This is a genomic window from Burkholderia sp. HI4860 (genome assembly GCF_002223045.2).
Taxonomy (GTDB): domain Bacteria; phylum Pseudomonadota; class Gammaproteobacteria; order Burkholderiales; family Burkholderiaceae; genus Burkholderia.
Window position 1 is genome coordinate 873,380 of record NZ_NKFO02000003.1, and the last position, 25,641, is coordinate 899,020.

Below are 25,641 nucleotides of genomic sequence, written 5' to 3' on the forward strand. Positions count from 1 at the left end.
CGCCATGACCACTTTCACGCCCTTCCCCCCGCTCGCCCAGCTCGCCGCCGACCTCGCCGCCGGCCGGACCACGAGCCGCGCGCTCGTCGACACCGCGCTCGACCGGATCGCCGATCCGTCGGGCCAGGGCGCGGTCGTCTTCACCGAAGTCGATGCCGACAACGCGCGCGCGGCCGCCGACGCGCACGACCGGCTGCGCGCCGCCGGCACCGTGCTGTCGCCGCTCGCGGGCATTCCCGTGTCGGTCAAGGACCTGTTCGACGTCGCGGGCCAGGTGACGCGCGCGGGTTCGCGCGTGCTCGACGGCGCGCCGGCCGCGCGCACCGACGCGGTCGCGGTCGCGCGGCTCAAGCGCGCAGGCGCGGTGCTGGTCGGCCGCACCAACATGAGCGAGTTCGCGTTCTCGGGACTCGGGCTGAACCCGCACTTCGGCCATCCGCGCTCGCCGTACCACCGCGACGTGCCGGGCGACGCGCGGATTTCCGGCGGTTCGTCGTCCGGCGCGGCCGCGTCCGTCGCCGACGGGATGGCCGCCGTCGCGCTCGGCACCGACACGGGCGGCTCGATCCGCATTCCGGCCGCCCTGTGCGGACTGACGGGCTTCAAGCCGACGGCGAGCCGGATCCCGACGCAAGGCGGCGTGCCGCTGTCGACGACGCTCGACTCGTTCGGCCCGATCGGGCTGACGGTCGCCTGCTGCGCGCTCGTCGACCGGATGCTCGCGGGCCTCGAACCGCACGTGCCGGCCGCCCGGCCGCTCGAAGGCGTGCGGCTCGGCGTGCTGACGAACTACGTGACGGACGGCGTCGATGCCGACGTCGCGGCCGCGCTCGACGCCGCGCTCAAGCATCTCGAAGCCGCCGGCGCGATCGTCACGGAAGTGCGCTTCCCCGCGCTCGACCGGCTGCCGGACGTCAACCGCTTCGGCTTCTCGCCGATCGAGGCCTACGCGTGGCATCGCCCGCTGCTCGCCAAGCACCGCGACCAGTACGACCCGCGCGTGCTCACGCGGATCCTGAAGGGCGAACCCGCGAGCGCGGCCGACTATCTCGACCTGCTCGCCGCGCGCACGGCGATGCTCGACGAAGCGGCCCACACGGTCTGGTCGCGCTTCGATGCGCTCGTCGCGCCGACGGTGCCGGTCGTGCCGCCGCGCATCGCCGAACTCGAAGCGGACGACGATGCCTTCACGCGCACCAACGCGCTGATCCTGCGCAACCCGAGCGCGTTCAACTTCCTCGACGCATGCGCGTTGTCGCTGCCCTGCCATCCGCGCGACGCGGCGCCGGTCGGCCTGATGCTCGCGGCCGCGCCGCATCGCGACGACGCGCTGCTCGCGGTTGGCCAGGCAGTCGAGGCCGTGCTGAACACGATCCGCTGAGCGCCGCCGAGCGGGCGTCGGCGGGCACGCCGCGCGGTGCGGCAGGTTGCCGCACGCGCGCTGTCAGTTTCGTGCCAGACCGTTCGCGCTAAAATCGCGCGATTGTTTTCCGGACCGACCCACGAGGAACCCCGCCGACATGAACGACTACACGCTCGCCATCCGCCGCGAACGCCGCCTGCTGATGCTGCTCGGATGGGTGTGCATCGCCCTGCTGGCCGGTGCGCTCTACCTGCAGTACGTGAAGAACGAAGATCCGTGCCCGCTGTGCATCATCCAGCGCTACTTCTTCTGCGCGATCGGGATCTTCGCGTTCCTGGCCGCCGGGATCCGCAACTGGCGCGGGGTCTGGGTGCTCGAGCTGCTGATCGCGATCGCCGCGGCCGGCGGCGTCGGCACGGCCGCCCGGCACCTGACGATCCAGATGAATCCGGGCTTCAGCTGCGGTTTCGACACGCTGCAGCCGATCGTCGACAGCCTGCCGCCCGCGCAGTGGTTCCCGGGCATGTTCAAGGTCGCCGGGCTGTGCGAGACGGTCTACCCGCCGATCTTCGGCATCCTGCTGCCCGGCTGGTCGCTGATCGCCTTCGCCGTGATCCTGGTCGCGGTCGCCGCGAGCCTCTGGCGCCATCGCCGCAAGCTCGCGGCCTGACCGGCCGGTTTCGCACCGGCCTGCGCGCGGCCCGTTCGCGCGGGGCGCACACGACCGCCGGTCGGTGACCGCCCGGCTGCGGAGCGCCCGCCGGCCCAGCCCGACGAGCCGCATCCGGCCCGTCAAGCGTAAACACCTACCCCGCCGCCGCCCGGGTCTCCGGGTGAACGCGCATCGCGCGACTTCCGCGCGCAGCCCCGCCACGCCTGCGTTTCGGCCCGATGTGCACGCATTGGCGCCCCGATCCCGCGCGGCGGGCCTATGATCGACATGATCGCCTCCTGATAGCCCGGATCACCGCCTGGCGATGTTCCCGTCGCCTTACGGTGCTATCTTCGTGACTGGATGGCGATCTACGTGCGCGAGGCCAGGCGGTCTCACCACCCCTGCGTAACGCGCGCCCGATCCGCAATGTCGACTGGATTCATCATGACAACGCAAACCATCCGCATCCGTCACCCTCATGGCGTCCGCGTATCCGGCGGGGCCGTCCGCGCGCGCCGTTCGTGCGCTGCCGCCGCACTGCATCGGCCGTGCGGCCGGCCCGCCTCGCTCCCGTCCGTCATCGTTGCCGCCACGCCCGCCAGCCCGCGCCGCGTGTCGTGCCGCGTCGTCCCGAACGGAGCGTGCTGATGGAAGCCTGGCTCGGCGATCTGCAGCAACTGCTCGCGCATGGCGAAGCGGCCGTGCTCGTGACGGTCGCGCACACCGACGGCTCCGCGCCGCGCGAAGCCGGCACCAAGATGCTCGTCACGCGCGACACGGCCCGCCATACGATCGGCGGCGGTCATCTGGAATGGAAGGCGATCGAGATCGCGCGGCATCTGCTCAAGGATGGCGCGCACGTGTCGCACGCACGCCGGCTCGAACGGCTCGCGCTCGGCCCGAGTCTCGGCCAGTGCTGCGGCGGCGCCGTGGTACTCGCGTTCGAGCGGCTCGACGTGGGCGATCTCGGCTGGATCATGTCGCTCGCGAAGCGTGTCGCGGCCGGCGTCGCGACCGTGCGTAGCGTATCATTCGGCCCCTCGCCGGGCGCGCCGCTGTTGAGCGAGCCCGAATCGGAAGCCGCGCGTGCCGACTGCCTGCTGTGGGAAACCGGCGGCGTGTCGCTGATGACCGAAACGATCGCGCCGTATGCGTTCCCCGTCGTGCTGTTCGGCGCCGGGCACATCGGCACCGCGCTCGTGAAGGTGCTGGCGACGCTGCCGTGCCACGTGCGCTGGATCGACGGGCCCGATGCGGTGTTCCCGCCGGCCGACGCGCTCGCCGGCATCGGCAACCTAGCGATCGAAGCGGCCGCTGCCCCGGCCGACGCGGTCGACGCCGCACCGCCGCAGTCCTACTTCGTCGTGATGACGCACGACCACGCACTCGATTTCGTGCTGGCCGAGCGCATCCTGCGACGTGGCGACTACGCGTATTTCGGGATGACCGGCTCGCACGCGAAGCGCGCGCAGTTCGATCATCGCCTTGCAGCCATCGGCATCGACCCGGCCCAGGTCGCGCGGATGCGCTGCCCGATCGGTGTCGAAGGCATCATCGACAAGGCGCCCGAAGTGATCGCGATCTCGGTGGCTGCGCAATTGCTGCAGGCCGTCGAGGCAAACGCGAATGCGAACGCGTCCACGCAGGCTTCCCCTACCTACTGACCGACCAAGAACGACGCCATGACCCCGACATTCAAGGACAAGATTGCCCGCGCGCCGAAAGCGGAGCTGCACATCCATATCGAAGGCTCGCTCGAGCCCGAACTGATTTTCGCGCTCGCGCAGCGCAACGGCGTGAAGCTCGCGTACGACTCGATCGACGCGCTGCGTGCCGCATACGCGTTCACCGACCTGCAGTCGTTCCTCGACATCTATTACGCCGGCGCGAGCGTGCTGCTGACCGAGCAGGATTTCTACGACATGACGGCCGCGTACTGCGGACGCGCGCTCGCCGACAACGTCGTCCACACCGAGCTGTTCTTCGATCCGCAGACGCACACCGAGCGCGGCGTGCCGATCGAGACGGTGGTCGCGGGCATCGAGCGTGCACTCGCCGATGCCGAACAACGCGGGCTGTCGAGCAAGCTGATCCTGTGCTTCCTGCGCCACCTGTCCGAAGAGGACGCGCTCGCGACGTTCGAATCCGCGCTGCCGCTGTTCGAGCGCTATCGCCATCGCCTGATCGGCGTCGGTCTCGACTCGTCCGAGCTCGGCCATCCGCCGACGAAGTTCGCACGCGTGTTCGAGAAGGCGCGCGCGCTCGGGCTGAAGCTCGTCGCGCACGCAGGCGAGGAAGGCCCGCCCGCGTATATCTACGAAGCGCTCGACGTGCTGAAGGTCGACCGGATCGACCACGGCGTGCGCAGCATCGAGGACCCGGCGCTCGTCGAGCGCCTTGCGAAATCCCGCACGGCGCTCACCGTCTGCCCGCTGTCGAACCTGAAGCTGTGCGTGTTCGACGACATGGCGAAGCACACGCTGAAGGCGCTGCTCGATCGCGGCGTCGCGGTGACGATCAACTCCGACGATCCGGCCTATTTCGGCGGCTACGTCAATGAAAACTACTTCGCGACGGCCGAAGGGCTGCAACTCACGGATGCCGAAGTCCATGCGGTGATCCGCAACGGCTTCGAGGCGTCGTTCATCGAACCGGCGCAGCGCGACGCACTGTACGCGCGCCTCGACGCGTACTGGCAGGCCGCGTGACGGCCCGCATCGAGGAACGCTGACAGATGAAACACGGCAACGGCATCCGCTTCGCGACCACCGGCCCGGCCTTGCGCCGGGACGACCGCGTGCGTGAGCGTGCGGCGACGGCGCTGTTCGTCGGCGCTCGCGCGTGCCTGCCGTCGCGATTTGCCGTTTCGCTCGCCACCGCATCGGTCGTGGGCGCAATGACTGCGAGGCCCGCCGGCAACCACTCGCCGGCGGCTTCGGCCGCCACGTTCGCCCGCGCAATCGCTTCCGGTCGTGCCGCACGCAGCGTGCCGCACCCGCTCGCCAGGCACCGCCTTGCCCTCGTGCGGCGTCGCCCGTTTTCTTCTGTTCGCCTTACCTTGATGCAGGACCATTCGTCATGACGCAAACCGCTTTCCGTTCCCAGCTGCTGACCTTCAACGGCGACCCGGCCCAATCGAGCCAGGCCGCGAATTACGAGACCGACGGCCTCCTGGTCGTGGACGACGGCAAGGTCGTCGCGGCCGGCCCGTACGCGCAACTCGCCGCGACGCTCGCGCGCGACGCGATCGTCCATGACCTGCGCGACAAGCTGATCGTGCCCGGCTTCATCGACACGCACATCCACTATCCGCAGACCGACATGATCGCGTCGCCGGCGCCGGGCCTGCTGCCATGGCTGGACAAGTACACGTTCCCGACCGAGCGCCAGTTCGGCGATCCCGAGCATGCGCGCGAAGTCGCCGACTTCTTCGTCGACGAACTGCTCGCGTGCGGCACGACGAGCGCGCTCGTCTATTGCACGGTGCACAAGCAGTCGGCCGATGCGTTGTTCGCGGCGAGCGACGCGCGCGACCTGCGGATGATCGCGGGCAAGGTGCTGATGGACCGCAACTGCCCCGAATTCCTGCGCGATACCGCGCAATCGGGTTATGACGACAGTGCCGAGCTGATCGACCGCTGGCACGGCAAGGGCCGCCAGATGTACGCGCTCACGCCGCGCTTCGCGCCGACGTCGACCGAGGCGCAGCTCGAGGCGTGCAGCGAACTCGCGCGCCGCCATCCGGACGTGTTCGTGCAGAGCCACGTCGCGGAAAACGTCGACGAGGTGAAATGGGTGGCCGAGCTGTTCCCCGGCCATCGCAGCTATCTCGACATCTACGACCGCTACGGGCTGCTGCGCCCGCGCGCGGTGTACGGCCACTGCATCCACCTCGACGACGAGGACCGCCGCCGGATGGCCGAGACACGCACCGTCGTCGCGCACTGCCCGACGTCGAACTTCTTCCTCGGCAGCGGGCTGTTCGATTTCGACAAGGCCGGCGAATACGACGTGCCGGTCACGCTCGCGACCGACGTCGGCGGCGGCACGTCGTTCTCGATGCTGCAGACGATGAACGAAGCGCACAAGGTCGCGCGGTTGTCGGGCCACCACCTGACCGCGACGCGGATGTTCTGGCTCGCAACCGCCGGCGCCGCGCAGGCGCTCGACCTCGCCGACACGGTCGGCACGCTCGCCCCGCGCACCGAGGCCGACTTCGTCGTGCTCGATCCGCTGGCCACGCCGCTGCTCGCGCGCCGCACGAAGCGCGCGGATTCGCTCGAGGAACTGCTGTTCGCGTTCGCGCTGCTCGGCGACGACCGTGCGGTGTACCGCACCTATGCGGCCGGCCAACTCGTCCACGAGCGCGGCGCGGCACGCCGCCCTGCCGCGTAACGACCTGCCGGGGTTCGTCTCGGCACGCGCGGGCCTCCACCGCCGCGCGTGCCGGGCCGCGCGCCGCCGAGATTGCCGTAGGCCAACCCCGCCCCGACCCCGGGGCGCTGCGCCCGCCAACCGCTTTCCCGCGCGCAACTCACCGTGCTAGAATTCGCCGCTCATTGGGGAGTAGCCGCTCCGCTCGATGTCCCGCGCTCCCGGCGCGCATCGTGACGGAGGCGTCCGTCAACAGACTTGGCCGTACGGCCATGGCGGACGCAGCCACCTAGGCCTGGCGAGACCGATGGTTCACAGCGCGCCGCATCAGGGCCCGGCGCGCGGTGGATCGTCGCTCGCACGCACAACATCGGCCCGTGGAACCCCATCCGTGTCCCAAGCCTTCCTGATCTCCACCGGCGCCGTCGCCCTCGCTGAAATCGGCGACAAGACCCAACTGCTTTCCCTCGTACTGGCCGCGCGCTATCGCAAGCCGGTGCCGATCATCCTCGGCGTGCTCGTCGCGACGCTCGTGAACCACGGTTTCGCCGGCGCGCTCGGCGAGTGGCTCGGCGTGCTCGTCACGCCGTCGATCATGCGCTGGGCGCTTGCGTTCTCGTTCATCGCGATGGGGTTGTGGATCCTCGTGCCGGACAAGCTCGATGCCGACGAAGCCAATGCCAACCGCTCGCGGCTCGGCGTGTTCGGTGCGACCCTCGTCGCATTCTTTCTCGCGGAAATGGGCGACAAGACGCAGATCGCGACCGTCGCGCTGGCCGCGCGCTTCCAGGACTACATCGGTGTCGTGGCCGGCACGACGTTCGGGATGATGCTCGCGAACGTGCCCGCGATCCTGCTCGGCGACCGCTTCGCGCACCGCCTGCCGACGAAGCTCGTGCACGCGATCGCGGCCGTGCTGTTCGTCGTGCTCGGCGCGCTGGCGCTGCTGGGTATCGGGGTCTGACTATCGGGGTCTGACGAAAGGGCATGGCCGGCGCGGCCGGACGGCCGCGCCGAGCGGGATCCCGCGTTACTTCGCGGCGGCGGCACCCGACGCGGGCGCGGCCGGCACCACGCGTTCGTTGGCAGCCGGCGCCGCCGGGCCGCCGCGCTTGTCGACCGGCAGCCGGACCGAACGAACCGCGCCGTTGGACAGCGGGAAGTCGGCGAGCGCACTGCGTGCGAGGAACGGCATCGCGTACAGCAGCGTACCGTTGTCGCCGGTCGTGCGCGCGGACACGTTGTACACCTCCTTGCCCGTCGCGCGCTCGGTGATGCGGATGCCGAGCGTGTAGTCGAACACCTGGTACGTCTGCGCGACGTAGCCGGCCGGCATCGGCCCCCAGGGACCCCACGGACCCCACGGCCCGCGCCGCCAGTACGGCCCGGGCGCGAACCACGGATCGTAATAGACCGGCTGCGGCACCGTCACGAGATCGCTGCCGACCGCATAGGTCAGCCCGACGAGGTACCGCGCCTGCGCCTGCGGCACCTGCCGGAACGCATACGTCGACAGCTCGTTCGCGACGATCGGCTCGTAGGTCGACTGCTCGATGCTGTTCTTCTGCGCCTCGGTGCGCGTGAACGCATAGGTGCGTGTCGCGTCGCTGCCGCTCCAGTCGGAGAAGGCCGTGACCTGGGTCGTCACATAGCTGGTGCAGCCGGTCAGCAGCGCCACGCACAGCACCGCCGCCCAGCCCGCCCCGCGTTGAATCCATTCGCGTTTCATGTTGATCCTCTTCGATCCGTCACCCGTTCGTCGCACCGCGCGAACCGTAACGGGATGCCGATAATACGCGGACTCCCGGAACCGGTAAAAAGTTCGCCCGGCACGCGGCCGCCAGCCTTTGTACAATGGCCCGGTTCGCCCGGCCCGTGCCACGGGCCCGTCCCCCACTCCACCGATCTCGACGACCATGTCCGACAACGCCTCCTCCACCGTGATCCGCCGCGCCGACTACACGCCGCCGGCCTTCCTCATCGATGCCGTCGCGCTCGAATTCGATCTCGCGCCGGCCCGCACGATCGTCAGGAACACGATGCGCGTGCGCCGCAATCCGGACGCCGCGCCCGCGCCGCACCTGGAGCTGATGGGCGAAGCGCTCGAATTCCTCGGCGCGCACGTGGACGGCGCGCCGCATGGCGCCGTGCGTGCGCACGAACACGGGCTGACGGTCGAGAACGTGCCCGAAGCGTTCGAGCTGACGCTCGAAAGCGCCTGCGCACCCGACCAGAATACGACGCTGTCGGGCCTCTATGTATCGAGCGGCAACTTCTTCACGCAGTGCGAAGCCGAAGGTTTCCGCCGCATCACCTACTTCCTCGATCGCCCCGACGTGATGGCGTCGTACACGGTGACGCTGCGCGCCGACAAGGCCGCGTACCCGGTGCTGCTGTCGAACGGCAACCTCGTCGATTCGGGCGACCTGCCCGACGGCCGCCACTTCGCGAAATGGGAAGACCCGTTCCGCAAGCCGAGCTACCTGTTCGCACTGGTCGCGGGCAAGCTCGTCGCGATCGAGGAGAAGATCACGTCCGGCTCGGGCAAGGAGAAGCTGCTGCAGGTATGGGTCGAGCCGGCCGATCTCGACAAGACGCGTCATGCGATGGATTCGCTGATCCACTCGATCCGCTGGGACGAGCAGCGCTTCGGTCTCGAGCTCGATCTCGACCGTTTCATGATCGTCGCGGTCGGCGACTTCAACATGGGCGCAATGGAGAACAAGGGGCTCAACATCTTCAACACGAAGTACGTGCTGGCGAACCCCGAGACCGCGACCGACACCGACTTCGCGAACATCGAATCGGTGGTCGGCCACGAGTACTTCCACAACTGGACCGGCAACCGCGTGACCTGCCGCGACTGGTTCCAGCTGAGCCTGAAGGAAGGCCTGACGGTGTTCCGCGACCAGGAATTCTCGGCCGACATGGCCGCGGGCGACGACCTCGAATCGGCGGCCCGCGCGGTCAAGCGCATCGAGGACGTGCGCGTGCTGCGCCAGCTGCAGTTCGCCGAGGATGCGGGCCCGATGGCGCACCCGGTGCGCCCGGAGAGCTACGTCGAGATCAACAACTTCTACACGATGACCGTCTACGAGAAAGGCTCGGAAGTCGTGCGGATGTACCAGACGCTGTTCGGCCGCGACGGCTTCCGCAAGGGGATGGACCTGTACTTCAAGCGCCACGACGGGCACGCGGTGACCTGCGACGACTTCCGTCACGCGATGGCCGACGCGAACGGGCGCGACCTCGCGCAGTTCGAGCGTTGGTACAGCCAGGCCGGCACGCCGCGCGTGTCGGTGCGCACCGCATACGACGCGGCCGCACGCCGCTACACGGTGACGCTCGCGCAGGGCTACGGCGACGCGTCGCCGGCCGCGCGCGACACGCAGCAAGGGCCGCTGCTGATTCCGTTTGCGATCGGCCTGATCGGGCGCGACGGCCGCGACCTGCCGCTGCGTCTCGACGGCGAAGCCGCCGCCGCAGGCACGACGCGCGTGCTCGACTTCACCGACACCGAGCAGACTTTCACGTTCGTCGACGTGCCGGAACAGCCGCTGCCGTCGCTGCTGCGCAACTTCTCGTCGCCGGTGATCGTCGAGTATGACTACAGCGACGACGACCTCGCGTTCCTGCTCGCGCACGACAGCGATCCGTTCAACCGCTGGGAGGCCGGCCAGCGCCTCGCGACACGCGCGCTGCTGACGCTCGCCGCGCGTGCGGCCGCGAACGAGCCGCTCACGCTCGGCGAGAACTTCGTCGCCGCATTCCGCCGCGTGCTGACCGATGAAAGCCTGTCGCCGGCATTCCGCGAACTCGCGCTGACGCTGCCGTCGGAAACCTACCTCGCCGATCAGATGGCCGAAGCCGATCCGGCCGCCGTGCATCGCGCACGCCAGTTCGTGCGCCGCCGGCTCGCCACCGCGCTGCGCGCGGAATGGCTCGCCGCCTACGAGCAGCACCAGACGCCCGGCGCCTACGAACCGACGCCGGAAGCCTCGGGCCGCCGCGCGCTGAAGAACCTCGCGCTCGCCTATCTCGCCGAACTCGAGGATCCGGCCGATGCGGTACACCTCGCGAGCGCGCAATACGATGTGGCGAACAATATGACCGATCGCGCGGCCGCGCTCGGCGCGCTGCTGTCCGCCGCGGCCGCCGGCGCGACCGAACCGGCCGAGCACGCGCTCGACGATTTCTACCGTCGCTTCGAGAAGGAAGCGCTCGTGATCGACAAGTGGTTCGCGATGCAGGCCGCGCAACGCGGCACGCCCGCGCAGCCGACGCTCGCGAAGGTCCGCAAGCTGCTCGCGCATCCGGCGTTCAACCTGAAGAATCCGAACCGCGCTCGCTCGCTGATCTTCAGCTTCTGCGCAGCCAACCCCGCGCAATTCCATGCGGCGGACGGTTCGGGCTACGCGTTCTGGGCCGAACAGGTGCTCGCGCTCGACGCGATCAACCCGCAGGTCGCCGCACGCCTCGCGCGCTCGCTCGAACTGTGGCGCCGCTTTACGCCGGCGCTGCGCGACCGGATGCGCGAAGCGCTCGAGCAAGTCGCCGCCGGTGCGAAATCGCGTGACGTGCGCGAGATCGTCGAGAAGGCGCTCGCGTAACGCCATCGCCCGCATCGCGCCTGCGCGATACAGCCGGTGCCGCCCATCGCGGCACCGGCTTTTTTTGGTGTGAAGACTGCTGAAACCGCGCGCAATCGCAGGGGTCGAGCGCGCCGCCTGCCGCTGGCGTCAAGCGCGTCCCGCCGGTTTCCACCACCGGAAAACCGGGCCGGGCCGCCCGCCCGGCCATGTAACCGGACGAAAAAAGCCGGTGGCACGGGAGGCGCGGCGGGTAAAATTGCGGCTATTCAAGGATTCTTTTGGCCTTCCGGAGTCTGTCATGTCCATAGCCCGCCGCACCACGCTGTCGAAGTTCCTGATCGAACAGCAACGTGAGACCAACAACCTCCCCGCCGACCTGCGCCTGCTGATCGAAGTCGTCGCACGCGCATGCAAGGCGATCAGCTACAACGTGTCGAAGGGTGCGCTCGGCGAAGCGCTCGGCACCGCCGGCAGCGAGAACGTCCAGGGCGAAGTGCAGAAGAAGCTCGACATCTTGTCGAACGAAATCCTGCTCGACGCGAACGAATGGGGCGGCAACCTCGCCGCGATGGCATCGGAAGAAATGGAAACGTTCTTCCCGATCCCGGCGAACTACCCGCGCGGCGAATACCTGCTCGTGTTCGATCCGCTCGACGGCTCGTCGAACATCGACGTGAACGTGTCGATCGGCACGATCTTCTCGGTGCTGCGCTGCCCGGACGGCAAGCAGGCCACCGAGGAATCGTTCCTGCAACCCGGCACGCAGCAGGTTGCGGCCGGCTACGCCGTGTACGGCCCGCAGACGGTGTTCGTGCTGACCACCGGCAACGGTGTGAACTGCTTCACGCTCGACCGCGAAGTCGGCTCGTGGGTGCTCACGCAGAGCAACATGCAAATCCCGGCCGACACGCGCGAGTACGCGATCAATGCATCGAACGCTCGCCACTGGTACGACCCGGTCAAGCGCTACGTCGACGAACTGAACGCCGGCAAGGACGGCCCGCGCGGCGACAACTTCAACATGCGCTGGATCGCGTCGATGGTGGCCGACGTGCACCGGATCCTGAACCGCGGCGGCATCTTCATGTACCCGGCCGACAAGCGCACGCCCGATCGTCCGGGCAAGCTGCGCCTGATGTACGAAGCGAACCCGATGTCGTTCATCGTCGAACAGGCGGGCGGCGCCGCGACGACCGGCACGCAGCGCATCATGGAAGTGCAGCCGACGGGCCTGCATCAGCGCGTCCCGGTGTTCCTCGGTTCGAAGAACGAAGTCGAGCGCGTGACGGGCTACCATCAAGAAAAGCAATAAATTTGCACTGCAGCACTAGACAGTGTCGCGCGACGTACGTAGAATCGCGGCTCTCGATGTGACCCCAAGGGGTCGCATCGCAGTGAACCGAAGCGGGGAAGTTTGCCGAGTCGATGCGTTTCGCGAAACAGCAGCAGCAAGCTGAAAAAATTTCGCAAAACCTATTGCCAAGGTCTCAGATTTCACCTTATAATTTCGTTTCTCTGATGCCGGTGTAGCTCAGTTGGTAGAGCAGCGCATTCGTAATGCGAAGGTCGTAGGTTCGACTCCTATCTCCGGCACCAAGTTATAAAGGGCTGACAAGCGATGCTTGTCAGCCCTTTTCTCATTCCGGGCACCCAATCGTGCGCTGCCCTTCTTCTCTCCGCTTCCGCTCCGCCTGCGGGCTGCGGGCATCACCCGACTCCCGCGCCGCACGCCGCCGATTACAATCGCCGGACCACCCCGCCCTTTCCGAGCATCATGCGCACCTGGCGTCTCGATCGACCGAACCTCACCGGGCAACTGGACGTGTCACGTGCGACGCGCCTTGTTGCCGCGATCGGCGGCAACGAGCCCAACGCATTCGCAGCCGAAGTGCTGAAGCTGTTCGACGATGCGCTGTCGGTCACGCAATGCACGATCTTCGCGTACGAGTTCGGCAACCGTCCGCGCACGCTATCCGTCGCCGACCATCGCGGCGGCCGCTATCTGCGCGACGTCGCCGACACCTACGCGCGACACTTCTACGCGCTCGACGGCAACCAGAAGATCGTGTCGAGCGCACCCCGCGGCACGCGCCGCCATGACCTGCTGCTGCACCAGCAGGCCGGCGACGAGATCGATCATGAAGCGTATCGAGCGGCCTGCTACCGCGGCCCCGACGTGTCCGACCGGCTGTCGTTGCTGATGCAGCCCAACGATGCGAGCTGGCTGTCGATCAATTTGTACCGCGCGCATCGCAGCGGCACGTTCCAGCCGCGGGAGATCGCGAAAATCGAAGCGCTCGCGCCGCTGATCGCGCAGGCCGCGAAGCATCACTACGCGCTCGCCGGCGCCGCGCAGATCGGCATCCCGCAACGGATGCTCGCGCGGTTACGCAGCGCCTGTCCGGCGCTGTCCAAGCGTGAACTCGACGTGCTGCGCGGTGTGCTCGAAGGCCAGACCGCACAAGAGATCGGCGAGACGATCGGCGTGAAGGCGTCGAGCGTCGTCACGTACCAGAAACGCGCGTACCGGCGCCTGGGCATCTCGAGCCAGCGCCAGTTGTTCGCGCTCTGCCTGCAGCCCTGAACCGAACGGGCTTGCGATGACCGAATCGGGGTAAATCCCGGTCGGCTTGCTGTACCCGGAATGGGGACAGCGGACTTCCGTCCGGCTTCCATACTGCTTCGACTGCCTGCACGCGTTTGCCCCGGCGCGCGTGCACGTCGAACCGCCCTCCCCCGGAAGCCAACGATGAATATCGACTTCAAGCCCTACCCGTTCGTCGCCGAGCGCCATCCCGCGTATCTGCCGGCCTGCGACGACGGTATCGATACGCACCGGCATCGCGTAGCGATCGTCGGCGGTGGCCCCGTCGGCCTCGCCGTCGCGCTCGGCCTCGCGAACCATGGCATCCGCAGCGTGCTGCTCGAGGCCGACGATGCGGTCTGCCACGGCAGCCGCGCGATCTGCATCTCGCGGCGCAGCCTCGAAATCATCGAGCGGCTCGGCGCACTCGACGACTTCCTGCGCACGGGGTTGCCGTGGACCGGCGGACGCAGCTTCTACCGTCGCGACGAAGTGCTGCATTTCACGATGCCGCAGGACGAAAACCAGAAGCTGCCGCCGATGATCAATCTCGCGCAGTATCACATCGAACAGTTCCTGCTCGACGCCGCGCTGCGCCGCCCCGAACTCATCGAGATCCGCTGGCAGGCGAAAGTCGCCGGCGTGGCCCGGCAACCGGACGGTGCGCGCCTGGACGTCGACACACCGCTCGGCAGCTACGCACTCGACGCCGACTGGGTCGTCGCATGCGACGGCGGGCGCAGCACGATGCGCGAAACGCTCGGCCTGTCGCTGCAAGGCACGAGCTACGAGGGCCGCTACGTGATCGTCGACATCGCGCTCGACAGCGACCGGCCGGCCGAACGGCTCGCGTACTTCGATCCGTCGTCGAACCCGGGCTCGACGGTACTCGTCCACAAGCAGCCCGACAACGTGTGGCGAATCGACTACCAGTTGCGCGACGATGAGGATCCCGAAACGGCCATCAAACCGGAGAACGTGATCCCGCGCGTGCAGAACCTGCTCGACATGATGGGCGAGCACGGCGACTGGTCGCCGATCTGGATCACGATCTACAAGGCGAATGCGCTGACGCTCGAACGCTATCGGCACGGCCGCGTGCTGTTCTGCGGCGACGCCGCGCATCTCGTGCCGATCTTCGGCGTGCGCGGCGCGAATTCGGGCATCGACGATGCCGACAACCTTGCATGGAAACTCGCGTACGTGGCTCGCGGGCTCGCATCGGACACGCTGCTCGACAACTACTCGGACGAACGCGTGTTCGCGACGCACGAGAACCTGCGCTACGGCACGAAGAGCACCGAGTTCATGGCGCCGCCGTCGTTTGCGTTCGAACTGATGCGCAAGGCCGTGCTGTCGCTCGCGGTCCGGCATCCGGCGCTGCGCTCGCTGATCAATCCGCGCCAGACGACCGCCATCGCGTATGCGACGTCGTCGCTCAACGCAGCCGAACGCGACACGTTTTCAGCCGGCCCCGCGCCCGGCACGGTGCTCGTCGAATGTCCGCTGATGCTGTACACGGCGCACGGCAGCGACATACGCCGCGGCCACCTGACCGATCTCGTCGCCCCGCGCTTCACCGCGTTCTGCTTCACGTCCGACGGCGTGCCCGATCCGACGCTCGTCGATCTTGAACAGCGCCTGCAGGCGGCGCGGATACCGTTCGCGCTCGTCACGCTCGCGCGGCATGCAGCGCCGCGGCAACCGGCCTGCGGCGGCCATGACGACGACGGCCGGCTGTTCGACATGTACGGCGCGCGTGACGGCACCGTCTATCTCGTGCGTCCGGACGGTCACGTACTCGGCCGCTGGCACGACGCTCGCGCCGGCGACGTGGCCGCCGCGCTCGAACGCGCACTTCGACCGTGCGCATCAACCGATCCTCAGGAAACCGCATGATGACGGACACCGAACGCGACATGCTCTACACCGACCTGTGCCGCACGATGACGCGTATCGGCGAAGCCGATGCGTCGCTCTTTCTTGCGCGCTTCGCCCTGCTGTCGATAGAAGCGATCGGCGAGCCCGCGATCGTCGCACGGCTGATCGCCGACGCAGGCGACGGATTGCCCGACACGGGCATGCAGGCATCGATGCACGAACGATGACGCCGATGGCCAACCGATTTCACCGGCAGCATTTCTTACAAATTTATTTCGTCACGCATTGCCCGTGCGCGAGCCATGCCCTATGTAGACAAATTCCCTGGAAAATCCGGTGAAGGATGCATAACATTACTTAACGATTCCGACCCGTCTATCGCGTTACATTGCGTGGGCGGCGCGGCGGGTCGCGATGCCGCCTTCATTCAGCTTGCGGCAGCGCAGCCCGACGCCCGGTCAATCGACACAACTCAAGGAGAGGACAACCATGGCTCATGGCTTGATTATGTGGCTCATCATCGGTGCGATCGCCGGCTGGCTTGCCGGCTTGCTCGTCAAGGGCGGCGGCTTCGGGCTGATCGTCGACATCATCGTGGGGATCGTCGGCGCAGTGATCGGCGGCTGGCTCGCCGGGATACTCGGCATCAGCGTCGGCAGCGGCTTCATCGGTTCGGTGATCGTCGCGGTCGTCGGCGCGGTGATCCTGCTGTTCGTGATCCGGCTATTCAAGCGAGCGGCCTGACGCTTCTCTCCACGCGCCTTCGGGCGCGTTTTCGCCTCAGGCCGGCGCGCGGCACGCTCGCCGCGCGCCGCCGGCCCGTTCAGTGCTTCGCGCGCTGCAACCAGCCGTCGGGTATGTCGGCCGTCAGCAGTCCACCGCGCGCTACGCGTGCATCATCGCGCCCGATCCATAGGGTGCGCGGCATCTCCCCTCGCCATCCCGCATCGAGCGCCGCGCGCATACGCTCGGGCATCGGCTGACGACAGTAACGCGCACTACAGCGCTCCGCCTGCCGCGAGCGATCTCACAGCGACCATTTCAGTTCTCCATAGAAAGTACGGCCCGGATACGGGTGGAACACGTAGTAGCGGCGATCCGTCAGGTTGTCGATGCCGAGCGACGCAGTCCAGTGATGGTCGAAGCGGTAGCGCGCCTTCAGGTCGACGACCGTGAACGAGCTCGTGCCGCCGTAGACGTCCGGGTTCACGTCGCTGTTGTCGAGCGTGTTGAACTGACGGCCCGAGTAGCGTACGCCGACGCTCGCGAGCCAGTGCTCGTCGAAGCGATACGACGCGAGCAGGTTCGCACGCATGCGCGGAATCCGCGGAAAGCGCGAGCCGACATACGCGGGATTCGCGGCATCGGCGAGGATCTGCGCATTGCTTGCCGACACGTTCGCGTCGATCGCGAGCCCCTTCAAACCGACGTTCTCGCCGCTGAACGCGAGTTCGACGCCGCGCACGCGCACGCGGTCGACGTTCGAGACGTTGGTCACCGTCGTCGCGCCCGACACCGTCGTCTGGCTGTAGATCGAATCGCGCAGGTCGCTCTGGAACACGCTGGCACGCACGACGCCGACACCCACGTCGCGTTCGGCCGTGAAGTCCCAGTCGATCGCCTTTTCCGGCCGCAGGTTCGGGTTGTTGTTGACGATCGCGTTGTTCGAGATCGTGCCCTGGAACAGTTCGCCGACCGTCGGGAAACGCGTGCCGGTCGCGAACGACAGCCTGAAGCGCCACACGTCGGTCGCATCCCATTGCAACGCGACCTTCGGCGACAGCGCATTCGCGCCGCGGTCCGCATAGCCGAGCGTGCCCGTTGCATTGCCGAGCGCACCGCCATACGCATCCCAGCGCTCGTAGCGCAGCCCCAGCGTCGCGAGCCAGCCCGGCGCGAAGCGCCACGCGTCCTGACCGAACAGCGCCTGCGTGCGCGTGTCGCCGCGATAGACGCTCGACAGCGACGTGGTCGGCCCGGCCAGCCAGTCGGCCGTGTTGTACGTGACGTTGCGCAGGAAGTAGTTGTCGTAGTGATAGCCGAACGTGAACGTGTGGCCCCTCACTTCCGGCGCCTCGGCCTTCAGGTCAAGCGTGCGCCAGCCGGTGCCGTCGCCCTGAAACAGCGTGCCTGCACCGCCCTGCACGGCCGACGCCGAGCGTTGCACGTCGCGCGACACGTCGTACGCGGACACGACGCCCGACAGCCGCCAGCCGGAATCGAGCCGGCCATTCAGGCCGAGCGCATACAGCCAGTTCTCCTGGTCGCCGCGCTGCGGCGCGAACGCGTTCGGCGCGACGGTCATGTTCCGGCCGCCGATCGACACGTTGCCGCCATAGACCGGACCGCCTGCCGCATCGCGCAGGAAGGTTTCGCCGTGCTGCCGGTAATGGTTCTCCCAATGCCCGAGCGTGAGCGTCGCATCGACGTGGTCGGTGAACGCATAGCCCATCCGCACCGTCTCGTTGAGCTGCTCGGTCCGCTCGATCGTCTGCGCGCCGACGATCGTCCGCGGCTTGCCATTGGGCCCGATGTCGGTCGCGGCGCCCGTCACGGGCACGGCCGCGCCGAGCTTCGGGTTGTATGCCGAATTGGGGCTCGCATACTGCATCGGCTGCCCGTTGTTCTCGAGCCGGTCGAGCGACAGCGCGAACCAGAACCGGCCGACCCGGTTCGCGATCCGCGCGGTCTGGTGATTGCCGCCGAAGCTGTCCGCGAATCCGTAGCCGTCGTGGTAGCGCTGCGTGAAGAACTGCGTCGACAGCGACGCCTCGAGCTTTTCCGGGCGGCGCGTCGTGAGCAGCACGGTCGAGCCGATCGAGTTACCCGGATACAGCACTGAAAAGGGACCATAGAGCACGTCGACGCGCGCGATATCGTCCGGCGGAATCAGCGACCAGCGCGGCGGATACGCGTAGCTCGACCCGAGCAGGTTCGACAGCAGTACGCCGTCGGCGTAGACGAGCCCGCGCGCGCTCTGCAGCTCGTTGAAGTCGCGACCGGCGAACACGCTGTTGCGGTCGCCGATATAGCGCTTGCGGACCATCAGGTTCGGCGCGTACTTCAGCGCGTCCTCGGTGGTGACGTTGGTGTGCGACTCGATCTGCTCGCGCGTGATCGACGTGACGACGGCCGGTGTATCCGGATCGACCGGTTGCCGCTGCGCGGTCACGCTGACGGCGGTCAGCGTCTCGCCGGCCGCCGGCGGCGCGATTGCGACGGCCGAAGCGGGAGCGGCGGCATCGGCGGCACGCTCGACGCCACCGCGCGTGGTAGCGCTGCGTGCATCGTCGGTCGAGGCCGCATGGGCGGCGGGCCACGCGAAAGCGGCCGCGCATGCGAGCGCGAGCCGACCGCGCGACGGCCGCGCGGCGAAGGGAGAGGACATGAGTGAATTCCTGAAAACGTGATCGGACGCCGCCGGACACGAGCGCACACCGCGCACGGACGGCGCGGCACGCGGCCCGGCCGCGGACGGCACGCGCGCCACCGGCGCGCGCGGACGACATCAATCAGATCGGAGCGTTTTCAGGCGGGGCGCGAGGCTGCGCGAGACGGATGCCCGGGCGGGGAAAATCGGGAATGGCGGGCGCGGCCGCGCGATAGGCGAACGTCCGCACGAAGCCCGGCAGGGCCGGCAGGCTCGATCCGAGCGCCACGTTCGCCGCGAAGCCGGGGCAGTACATGCAGTGCGGCACGCCGGCATGATCGAACGACGACGTATCGTGCTCGCCGCCCGCCTGCGCGAGCACGACCTGGCGGCCGCCCGCTGCACTGCACAACTCGAGCGTGAGCTCGCCGGAGCCGCTCGATGCAAGACGCGCATAGCCGAGGACGGGCGACAGTACGTTCAGTACCAGCGCCAGCCATACGAGGCCGATCCATCGCGTCGTTCGTTTCATCGCGGTCCAGAAAAAGTGCGCGCAAGTATAACAAGCGGCCCGATTGTTGCCGATTCCGCACGATGCAATAGTCGGCATCGCAGCGCGCGTCAGAGCGCATGTGCCGTTAATACAACAGAGACAAAATCTAACGATTCGCCACTGGCATAAATCCAAGCACGAGGTTGATAATCATCGAACCTGCTGGAGAAATGACCATGGACGAAAGACCAACCCGCATGCCACCGCCCGAGCAAGTGATGAGCCCGGATCCGGAACCCGTCGGCGTGGAATTCCTCGCCGAATTGCCCGACCACGTGCGGGCATTCTTCGACGAGCAGCACAAGCTGTACTCGCCGAAGTGAACGCCTGTTCGGTTCTGTAACCGCCACGTGCCGATCCTCGCTATCGTGCGGTTCATCAATGCGCATCGCGCGCAATTCGCCTCGCACCCGGGCCGCAATAGCCTGACGGTGCTGGATCAGTTCGCCTGCTGATTCTCCGGTCGCTGCGCTACGCCGCGCGACTGTCTTCGTCTATCCTTCTGGTTTTCCACTTCCGGCCCGCCCGGCTCTCCCGATCGTTCCGATGAAGCAAGCCATTCGTGCCAGCCTCGCTGTCGCCGCGCTCGGCGTCGCCCTCCTTTCGTCCCCGCGCCTCGCCAATGCTGACGGTGACGACACTGCCCTCACCAATATCGTCGCGCTCGCGTCGCAGCGGCTCGCGCTCGCCGAACCGGTCGCGCGATGGAAATGGGCGAATCACAAGGCCATCGAGGACCGGCCGCGCGAAGCGGAACTGCTCGTGTCGGTCGAGAAGCGCGCGGCACAGGCCGGCGTCGATCCCGCGTTCGCACGGACGTTCTTCGAGGATCAGATCACCGCGAGCAAGGATGTGCAGAATGCGCTGTTCGCGACCTGGCGCGCGACGCGGCCGCCGGAAGGCACGCCGCCCGACCTCGCGACCAGCACGCGCCCGGCGCTCGACCGGCTGACGCAGAAAATGCTCGCGGGGCTCGCGCAGGTTGCACCGCTGCGGGATGCGCCTGATTGCCAGGCGCGGCTCGCGCGCAGCATCGCCAACTGGAAGACGCTCACGCGCTACGACGCCACGCAAACGCAGGCGCTCGACACCGCGCTGTCGCACGTCTGCTCGGCCGGCGGCGCAAGCGCGATCGGCTGACGACCGCGGGCGCGGGTCGCGCGAGCTCGCCCTGATTAACCCGCCAGCCCCGCAGGCGTGAGCGCGGCGAGCGGAATCAGCTGCAGGCCGCGGGCGAGATGCGTCTGCAGCAGCCGGTGGGTGAAGGGCTCGAACGCACCGTCCGTCCCGTCGGCCGCGAGCTGGGCGGCCGCGTCGAGCGACTCCGCCGCGCCGAGATAGCGCCAGCCGTCGATCACATGAAACAGGTTGCGCTCACCGCTCGCCTCGAATGCGACCGCGCCTTCGAACGGCCAGGGCGCAGCGCCGGCACGGGCGTCGGCCGCGGGGCGCCGGTTGTATGCCGGCCGCAGCCGGGCAATCCATTGCGCTTCGGCCAGCATCGCCCCCAACTCGTTGCCGGTCTCGCGCCATTCGACCCGCCGCACCTGCTGCGCCAGTCGCATTTCCTTCGACGAACGGCGCTCGCCCGTCAGCAGCGCGCGCAGCCGCTGCCGCACACGCACGCTGCGTCCAACATACAGCGGCACATCCTCCTCCCCGAACAGGGCGTACGCACCGCAGCCGGGCGGCGCGGTATCGAGCCAGGCTTCGGTCAGGTCGCCCCCCAGACGGAAGTGGCGCGTCGTGCGCGCGATCTGCTCGCGCAGCCGCTCGAGCGGCACGATGTCATGCAACAGGCGCCAGAACTGCCACAGCAGGTCGGCGTCCGCCAGCGCCCGGTGGCGCGCGGCCGGCACAAGGCCGTGACGTTCGATCAACGCGTCGAGGCCGTGCCGCGATTCACGCGGGAACAGCGCCTTCGACAGCCGCACCGTACACAGCACATCGGGGTTGAACGCGAAGCCGGCCCGCTCGAATTCGGCTCGCAGGAAGCCGCGGTCGAAGCTCGCGTTGTGCGCGACGAAAAGCTTGCCGTCGAGCCGCTCGAACAAACCCGGCGCCAGCGACGCAAATGACGGCGCATCGCGCACCATCTCGTCCGAAATGCCCGTCAGTTGCTGGATGAACGGCGGAATGGGCTGCCCCGGATCGACGAGCGTCGTCCACGTCGACACGCCGAACGGGCCGATTTCGACCACGCCGATTTCGGTGATGCGGTGTTCGGCGGGCGAGCCGCCAGTGGTTTCAAGGTCGACGAAAACGAGCGGCTGTTCGCTGGCGGGATCGGACGGTCGGGGGGAATCAGACATGAAAAGACTGGGAAACGGTGCTTCCGTGAGTATGCACCGGCATTCGGGTTCGCGGCCAGCCTGAACCCGAATGTTCCGCCCCCGTAAAACAAAAAGCCCCCGCAATGCGGGGGCCGGACGTGATCGGCAATGCGTGGCGCGTCAGACCGCCTGGATATTCGCTGCCTGCTTGCCTTTCGGCCCGACTTTCACGTCGAACGAAACACGCTGGTTTTCCTTCAGCGTCTTGAAGCCGTCCATCTTGATTTCGGAAAAGTGTGCAAACAAATCTTCACCGCCATTGTCCGACGTAATAAAGCCGAAACCTTTAGCATCGTTAAACCATTTCACGATACCGGTATCCATGTCTTCGTTCCCCACTCGATTAGATCCAAAAAAGCTATTTTTATAGCCGTTTCCCGAAATCCCGAAACATTGCGCCAGCACCCACACCAGCACCAGCACGCCGCCCGAGGACGGAGTGCTGACTTTATAAATTGGACAATCCGGGCGCGTCAAGAAAATTTTTGACGATAGTTTTATCAAAAAAGCGCTAATACCACTGGAATCGGTACACCGGCGCCTTTGATTAATTGATTCGCATCAAAAACCTGTCAATATTACCGGGATCAGAACATTAATAATCGTGGTCGTGAAATTCCTACCGGGGACAAATCGGCTCGGTAAATTCCTCGGGTTTTTTCCGGGTTGCGGAAACCCGGGGACATTGCGATGCTCACTTAACGTCGGAAGGAAGGAGAAGGTCATGTGGCTGGACGGAATCAAGCGCTTCGCGAGCCGGCTCGGACGCGTACACCGCAAGTCCCGCGCCCTGGCCGAGTCCTCGCGCGAAGCGCCGTGCGACACCGAATTCGATACGACCTGGCATGGCGATCACTGGCAGAACCTGCTCTCGTCGCCTCTCGATGCCCGTCACTACGTGATGGAAGACTGGACATACACGCCGCCCCCCAACGAAGCCAAGGAGGCCGCACCCGCGGCCAAGCGCAAACGGCGCTCGTTCGCGCAATAACGCGCGAATCGGCGGGGCAAAAAAAAAGCGCGACTGGGAAGTCGCGCCGACAAAGGTTTGGAGATCTTTTCCGTCAACGAAAAAGTCTGCTTCGGAAAGCAGAGATCGCAGTATAGCGAGAGAACAACCTTTCATTAGCCATGCTCCGCACAAACCTCTATTGCCGATGTGTCAATAATCGGAAGACGACCGTCCGCGTCTCCGACTGACCATCTGTCGCGATCGCGCAACGCTCGCTACGTAGTCCTGATCGCCATTTTTCTTCGCTGCACCGCCGCAAATCCTTGATGGTCAATCGTTTGCGCCATATCGCCGATCTTTGCGGATTCCAAAACATATTATTGCTTAAAGCGCATCGCTCCCCCACTCCACGCTCTCCGTACACTGCAAATGGCTTTTGATAAGCGCACCGCCGCTCTGCCGGACCGGCCGCAACGTCAAGCACAACACGCCAGTCCGCAGCAGGTTCGATCGACATCTTCCTGTTTGGAGACAGATCCATGAAAAAAACCCTGATCGTCACCGCGTTGTCGGGTGTATTCGTTACGGCGGCTCACGCCCAAAGCAGCGTGACGCTCTATGGCCTGATCGATGCAGGCATCACCTATACGAACAACCAGGGCGGCCACAGCTCATGGTCGGAACGCAGCGGCCAGATCAACGGCAGCCGCTGGGGCCTGCGCGGCACGGAAGATCTCGGTGGCGGCCTGAAAGCAATCTTCGTGTTGGAAAATGGCTTCAACATCGCCAACGGCACGCTCGGCCAGAATGGCCGCGAATTCGGCCGCCAGGCGTTCGTCGGCCTGTCTCATGACCAGTTCGGCGCCGTCACTCTCGGTCGCCAATACGATAGCGTCGTCGACTACATCGGGCCGCTGTCGCTGACCGGCACGCAATTCGGCGGCACCCAGTTTGCCCACCCGTTCGACAACGACAACCTGAACAATTCGTTCCGGATCAATAACGCTGTCAAGTACACGAGCATCAATTTCGGCGGTCTGAAGTTCGGCGCGTTGTACGGTTTCTCGAACAGCAACCAGTTCTCGAACAATCGCGCATACAGCGCGGGCGTGTCGTACACCTATGCCGGCTTCAATATCGGCGCCGGCTACCTGCAGTTGAACAATGACATCTCGGGCCTCACGTCGGCGGCAGTCACCAACAGCGGCGGCGCGGTGGCAGGCGACAATACGTTCGTCGGCAAGCGTCAGCGCGTGTTCGGCGGCGGCCTGAACTACACGTTCGGTCCGGCAACGGCCGGCTTCGTGTTCACGCAATCGCGCGTGAACCGGGCGCTCGGTATCTCCGCGGGTGCCTCGGGCGTGTCGAACGGGCTGGGTCTCGACGGCACGTTTGCCCGCTTCAACAACTACGAAGTGAACGCGCGCTACGCGCTCACGCCGGCGTTGTCGCTGGCCGGGTCGTACACGTACACCGCCGGCTTCCTGGATGGCCGCCATCCGGGCTGGAACCAGTTCAACCTGCAGACCGACTATGCCCTGTCCAAGCGGACCGACGTGTATGTGCAAGGCGTGTATCAGCGCGTCAGCACGGACGGCCTGGGCATCGGCGCCTATGTCAATGGCCTCGGTGGCGCTTCATCGACCAACAAGCAGATCGCGGTCACGGCCGGCCTGCGCCATCGCTTCTGAGCGACCGGCATTCCACCGCACGCCGGATGACGAAGCGCCCCATCGGGGCGCTTTTTCTTTGCCGGGCCGCGCCGTGCGCCGCTCAGGCGTTGCCCGGTGCCGGGTAACGGACGTCGAGCACGTCGATCGGCTGCGGGCCGGCCGGCGTCATCAGCATGACGGTATCGCCGATCTTCGCCTTGATCAGTGCGCGCGCGACCGGCGAAATCCAGCTGACGCAGCCGCGATCGAGATCGACCTCGTCGATCCCGACGATCGTGATCGTGTGATCCTCGCCGTCCGGTGTCTCGTAATCGACCGTTGCGCCGAAAAACACCTGGTCGACATTCTCCTGCCGGCTCGCATCGACGACTTCGGCCAGATCGAGCCGCTTCGTCAGGAAGCGGATGCGACGGTCGATCTCGCGAAGCCGCCGCTTGCCGTAGATGTAGTCCCCATTCTCCGACCGGTCACCATTCGATGCGGCCCACGACACGAGCCGCACGACCTCGGGACGCTCGACGTCGATCAGGTTCAGCAGTTCGTCCCTAAGCCGCTTGTGGCCGGCGGGCGTGATGTAGTTCTTCGAGCCTGCCGGAATCGCGGGCTGGGCCTGGTCCAGATCGTCGTCGTCGCCGTCCGACTCTTTGACAAACGCCTTGTTCATGATGCGAATTCAACATGGATGACTGATGCTCCAAGGGTACACGAAGGGCGCCCCAGCAAGGCCATGCACCTAATTTGCGAATAAGGCTTCCCTTTTTATACAACCCTGCTATAATTTCGCTTCTGCGTGCGGCTGTAGCTCAGTTGGATAGAGTACTTGGCTACGAACCAAGGGGTCGTGGGTTCGAATCCTGCCAGCCGCGCCACTTTTTCGAGGGCCTTCTGAACCGAAGGCCCTTTCAGTTCGAAGCAGTAGAAGTTTTGTTTTGCGTGCGGCTGTAGCTCAGTTGGATAGAGTACTTGGCTACGAACCAAGGGGTCGTGGGTTCGAATCCTGCCAGCCGCGCCACTTTTTTGGGGGCCTTCCCATCGCAGAAGGTTCCGACAGTCAAGCAGTACCGTTTTGCGTGCGGCTGTAGCTCAGTTGGATAGAGTACTTGGCTACGAACCAAGGGGTCGTGGGTTCGAATCCTGCCAGCCGCGCCATCTTAAAAGGGCTTTCCTCCGGGAAAGCCCTTTTTCTTTTCCGCCTCCCCTTCCTTCCCTTGCTCGACGCACGGCAACCTCCGGTTGCGTAGCGTCCCTTTTCGGAAGAGCGTCGACCACACCGCACGTTCACCTCTCCGGCAGCCCATATGAAAACGGCGG

Annotated in this window: 23 protein-coding genes, 4 tRNA genes and 1 riboswitch; of the genes, 21 read left to right on the forward strand and 6 right to left on the reverse strand. The window is 66.5% G+C overall.

The genetic code is table 11. The features are described from left to right. The first annotated feature begins 4 nt into the window (after positions 1 to 4). From CFB34_RS19310 to CFB34_RS19340, 7 genes are all read left to right on the forward strand, one after another. Positions 5 to 1,381, forward strand: coding sequence for an amidase (locus CFB34_RS19310; protein WP_089439479.1), 1,377 nt, complete (start codon positions 5 to 7; stop codon positions 1,379 to 1,381). A gap of 139 nt (positions 1,382 to 1,520) precedes the next feature. Further along, positions 1,521 to 2,033 (forward strand): disulfide bond formation protein B, encoded by a 513-nt coding sequence (locus CFB34_RS19315; protein ID WP_089439478.1) that lies wholly within the window; start codon positions 1,521 to 1,523, stop codon positions 2,031 to 2,033. Between the two features lie 632 nt (positions 2,034 to 2,665). Continuing rightward, positions 2,666 to 3,682, forward strand: coding sequence for a xanthine dehydrogenase accessory protein XdhC (gene xdhC, locus CFB34_RS19320; protein ID WP_089439476.1), 1,017 nt, complete (start codon positions 2,666 to 2,668; stop codon positions 3,680 to 3,682). 18 nt (positions 3,683 to 3,700) lie between these two features. Then, positions 3,701 to 4,726, forward strand: coding sequence for an adenosine deaminase (locus CFB34_RS19325; RefSeq protein WP_089439475.1), 1,026 nt, complete (start codon positions 3,701 to 3,703; stop codon positions 4,724 to 4,726). A gap of 26 nt (positions 4,727 to 4,752) precedes the next feature. Beyond that, positions 4,753 to 5,100: a hypothetical protein gene (locus CFB34_RS19330; protein WP_089439474.1), complete on the forward strand. Its 348-nt coding sequence runs from the start codon at positions 4,753 to 4,755 to the stop codon at positions 5,098 to 5,100. Beyond that, positions 5,097 to 6,413, forward strand: a complete 1,317-nt coding sequence (gene guaD, locus CFB34_RS19335; protein ID WP_089439473.1) for a guanine deaminase — start codon at positions 5,097 to 5,099, stop codon at positions 6,411 to 6,413. The genes CFB34_RS19330 and guaD overlap by 4 nt, the downstream gene beginning before the upstream one ends. Positions 6,414 to 6,567: 154 nt before the next feature. Beyond that, positions 6,568 to 6,705, forward strand: a riboswitch (yybP-ykoY riboswitch). A gap of 78 nt (positions 6,706 to 6,783) precedes the next feature. Further along, the gene (locus CFB34_RS19340) at positions 6,784 to 7,356 is read left to right on the forward strand and encodes a TMEM165/GDT1 family protein (RefSeq protein ID WP_046545165.1); all 573 of its coding nucleotides are present in this window, start codon (positions 6,784 to 6,786) and stop codon (positions 7,354 to 7,356) included. Positions 7,357 to 7,422: 66 nt separating this feature from the next. Here CFB34_RS19340 and CFB34_RS19345 read toward each other — a convergent pair whose 3' ends face one another. Then, positions 7,423 to 8,121 (reverse strand): DUF4136 domain-containing protein, encoded by a 699-nt coding sequence (locus tag CFB34_RS19345; protein ID WP_089424759.1) that lies wholly within the window; start codon positions 8,119 to 8,121, stop codon positions 7,423 to 7,425. A gap of 187 nt (positions 8,122 to 8,308) precedes the next feature. On the opposite strand from CFB34_RS19345, the gene pepN reads away from it, so the two are divergent. The 7 genes from pepN (at position 8,309) to CFB34_RS19380 (ending at position 16,193) form a co-directional block, all read left to right on the forward strand. Beyond that, positions 8,309 to 11,002, forward strand: a complete 2,694-nt coding sequence (gene pepN / locus CFB34_RS19350; RefSeq protein WP_089439472.1) for an aminopeptidase N — start codon at positions 8,309 to 8,311, stop codon at positions 11,000 to 11,002. A 280-nt stretch (positions 11,003 to 11,282) separates the two neighbouring features. Next, complete coding sequence (locus CFB34_RS19355; protein WP_089439471.1) at positions 11,283 to 12,296, forward strand: class 1 fructose-bisphosphatase; 1,014 nt, start codon at positions 11,283 to 11,285, stop codon at positions 12,294 to 12,296. A 208-nt stretch (positions 12,297 to 12,504) separates the two neighbouring features. Next, positions 12,505 to 12,580, forward strand: a tRNA-Thr gene (locus tag CFB34_RS19360). A gap of 178 nt (positions 12,581 to 12,758) precedes the next feature. After that, the gene (locus tag CFB34_RS19365; protein WP_089439470.1) at positions 12,759 to 13,568 is read left to right on the forward strand and encodes a LuxR C-terminal-related transcriptional regulator; all 810 of its coding nucleotides are present in this window, start codon (positions 12,759 to 12,761) and stop codon (positions 13,566 to 13,568) included. Between the two features lie 165 nt (positions 13,569 to 13,733). Next, on the forward strand, positions 13,734 to 15,467 hold the full coding sequence (locus tag CFB34_RS19370) for an FAD-dependent oxidoreductase (RefSeq protein ID WP_089439469.1): 1,734 nt from the start codon (positions 13,734 to 13,736) through the stop codon (positions 15,465 to 15,467). Continuing rightward, positions 15,464 to 15,676 carry a hypothetical protein gene (locus CFB34_RS19375; RefSeq protein WP_089439468.1) on the forward strand — a complete coding sequence of 71 codons (213 nt, stop codon included), beginning with the start codon at positions 15,464 to 15,466 and terminating at the stop codon, positions 15,674 to 15,676. The genes CFB34_RS19370 and CFB34_RS19375 overlap by 4 nt, the downstream gene beginning before the upstream one ends. Before the next feature lie 262 nt (positions 15,677 to 15,938). Beyond that, complete coding sequence (locus CFB34_RS19380) at positions 15,939 to 16,193, forward strand: GlsB/YeaQ/YmgE family stress response membrane protein (RefSeq protein WP_089439467.1); 255 nt, start codon at positions 15,939 to 15,941, stop codon at positions 16,191 to 16,193. Between the two features lie 283 nt (positions 16,194 to 16,476). Here the strand turns inward: CFB34_RS19380 and CFB34_RS19385 are convergent, their stop codons facing one another. After that, a complete protein-coding gene (locus tag CFB34_RS19385; RefSeq protein WP_089439466.1) occupies positions 16,477 to 18,837 on the reverse strand; it encodes a TonB-dependent receptor in 2,361 nt (786 codons plus the stop codon). A 124-nt stretch (positions 18,838 to 18,961) separates the two neighbouring features. Continuing rightward, the gene (locus CFB34_RS19390) at positions 18,962 to 19,351 is read right to left on the reverse strand and encodes a DUF2946 domain-containing protein (protein ID WP_089439465.1); all 390 of its coding nucleotides are present in this window, start codon (positions 19,349 to 19,351) and stop codon (positions 18,962 to 18,964) included. 197 nt (positions 19,352 to 19,548) lie between these two features. Here CFB34_RS19390 and CFB34_RS19395 point away from each other — a divergent pair, with 197 nt between their 5' ends. Beyond that, positions 19,549 to 19,695, forward strand: coding sequence for a hypothetical protein (locus CFB34_RS19395; RefSeq protein ID WP_006756195.1), 147 nt, complete (start codon positions 19,549 to 19,551; stop codon positions 19,693 to 19,695). A gap of 223 nt (positions 19,696 to 19,918) precedes the next feature. After that, complete coding sequence (locus CFB34_RS19400) at positions 19,919 to 20,512, forward strand: chorismate mutase (RefSeq protein WP_089439464.1); 594 nt, start codon at positions 19,919 to 19,921, stop codon at positions 20,510 to 20,512. Between the two features lie 35 nt (positions 20,513 to 20,547). On the opposite strand, the gene CFB34_RS19405 is transcribed toward CFB34_RS19400, so the two are convergent. Both CFB34_RS19405 and CFB34_RS19410 read right to left on the reverse strand, forming a co-directional pair. Next, on the reverse strand, positions 20,548 to 21,684 hold the full coding sequence (locus tag CFB34_RS19405) for an exonuclease domain-containing protein (RefSeq protein WP_089439463.1): 1,137 nt from the start codon (positions 21,682 to 21,684) through the stop codon (positions 20,548 to 20,550). A gap of 141 nt (positions 21,685 to 21,825) precedes the next feature. Beyond that, positions 21,826 to 22,029, reverse strand: coding sequence for a cold-shock protein (locus CFB34_RS19410; RefSeq protein WP_011351289.1), 204 nt, complete (start codon positions 22,027 to 22,029; stop codon positions 21,826 to 21,828). 400 nt (positions 22,030 to 22,429) lie between these two features. Here CFB34_RS19410 and CFB34_RS19415 point away from each other — a divergent pair, with 400 nt between their 5' ends. Further along, positions 22,430 to 22,696 (forward strand): hypothetical protein, encoded by a 267-nt coding sequence (locus CFB34_RS19415; RefSeq protein WP_089439462.1) that lies wholly within the window; start codon positions 22,430 to 22,432, stop codon positions 22,694 to 22,696. Positions 22,697 to 23,196: 500 nt separating this feature from the next. Next, positions 23,197 to 24,348 carry a porin gene (locus CFB34_RS19420; RefSeq protein ID WP_089439461.1) on the forward strand — a complete coding sequence of 384 codons (1,152 nt, stop codon included), beginning with the start codon at positions 23,197 to 23,199 and terminating at the stop codon, positions 24,346 to 24,348. Between the two features lie 82 nt (positions 24,349 to 24,430). On the opposite strand, the gene greB is transcribed toward CFB34_RS19420, so the two are convergent. Continuing rightward, on the reverse strand, positions 24,431 to 24,994 hold the full coding sequence (greB, locus tag CFB34_RS19425) for a transcription elongation factor GreB (protein ID WP_089439460.1): 564 nt from the start codon (positions 24,992 to 24,994) through the stop codon (positions 24,431 to 24,433). Positions 24,995 to 25,122: 128 nt separating this feature from the next. Here greB and CFB34_RS19430 point away from each other — a divergent pair. The 3 genes from CFB34_RS19430 (at position 25,123) to CFB34_RS19440 (ending at position 25,479) form a co-directional block, all read left to right on the forward strand. After that, positions 25,123 to 25,199: transfer RNA gene (locus tag CFB34_RS19430), tRNA-Arg, on the forward strand. Between the two features lie 66 nt (positions 25,200 to 25,265). Continuing rightward, a tRNA-Arg gene (locus CFB34_RS19435) sits at positions 25,266 to 25,342 on the forward strand. A gap of 60 nt (positions 25,343 to 25,402) precedes the next feature. Next, positions 25,403 to 25,479, forward strand: a tRNA-Arg gene (locus tag CFB34_RS19440). Positions 25,480 to 25,641 lie beyond the last annotated feature (162 nt).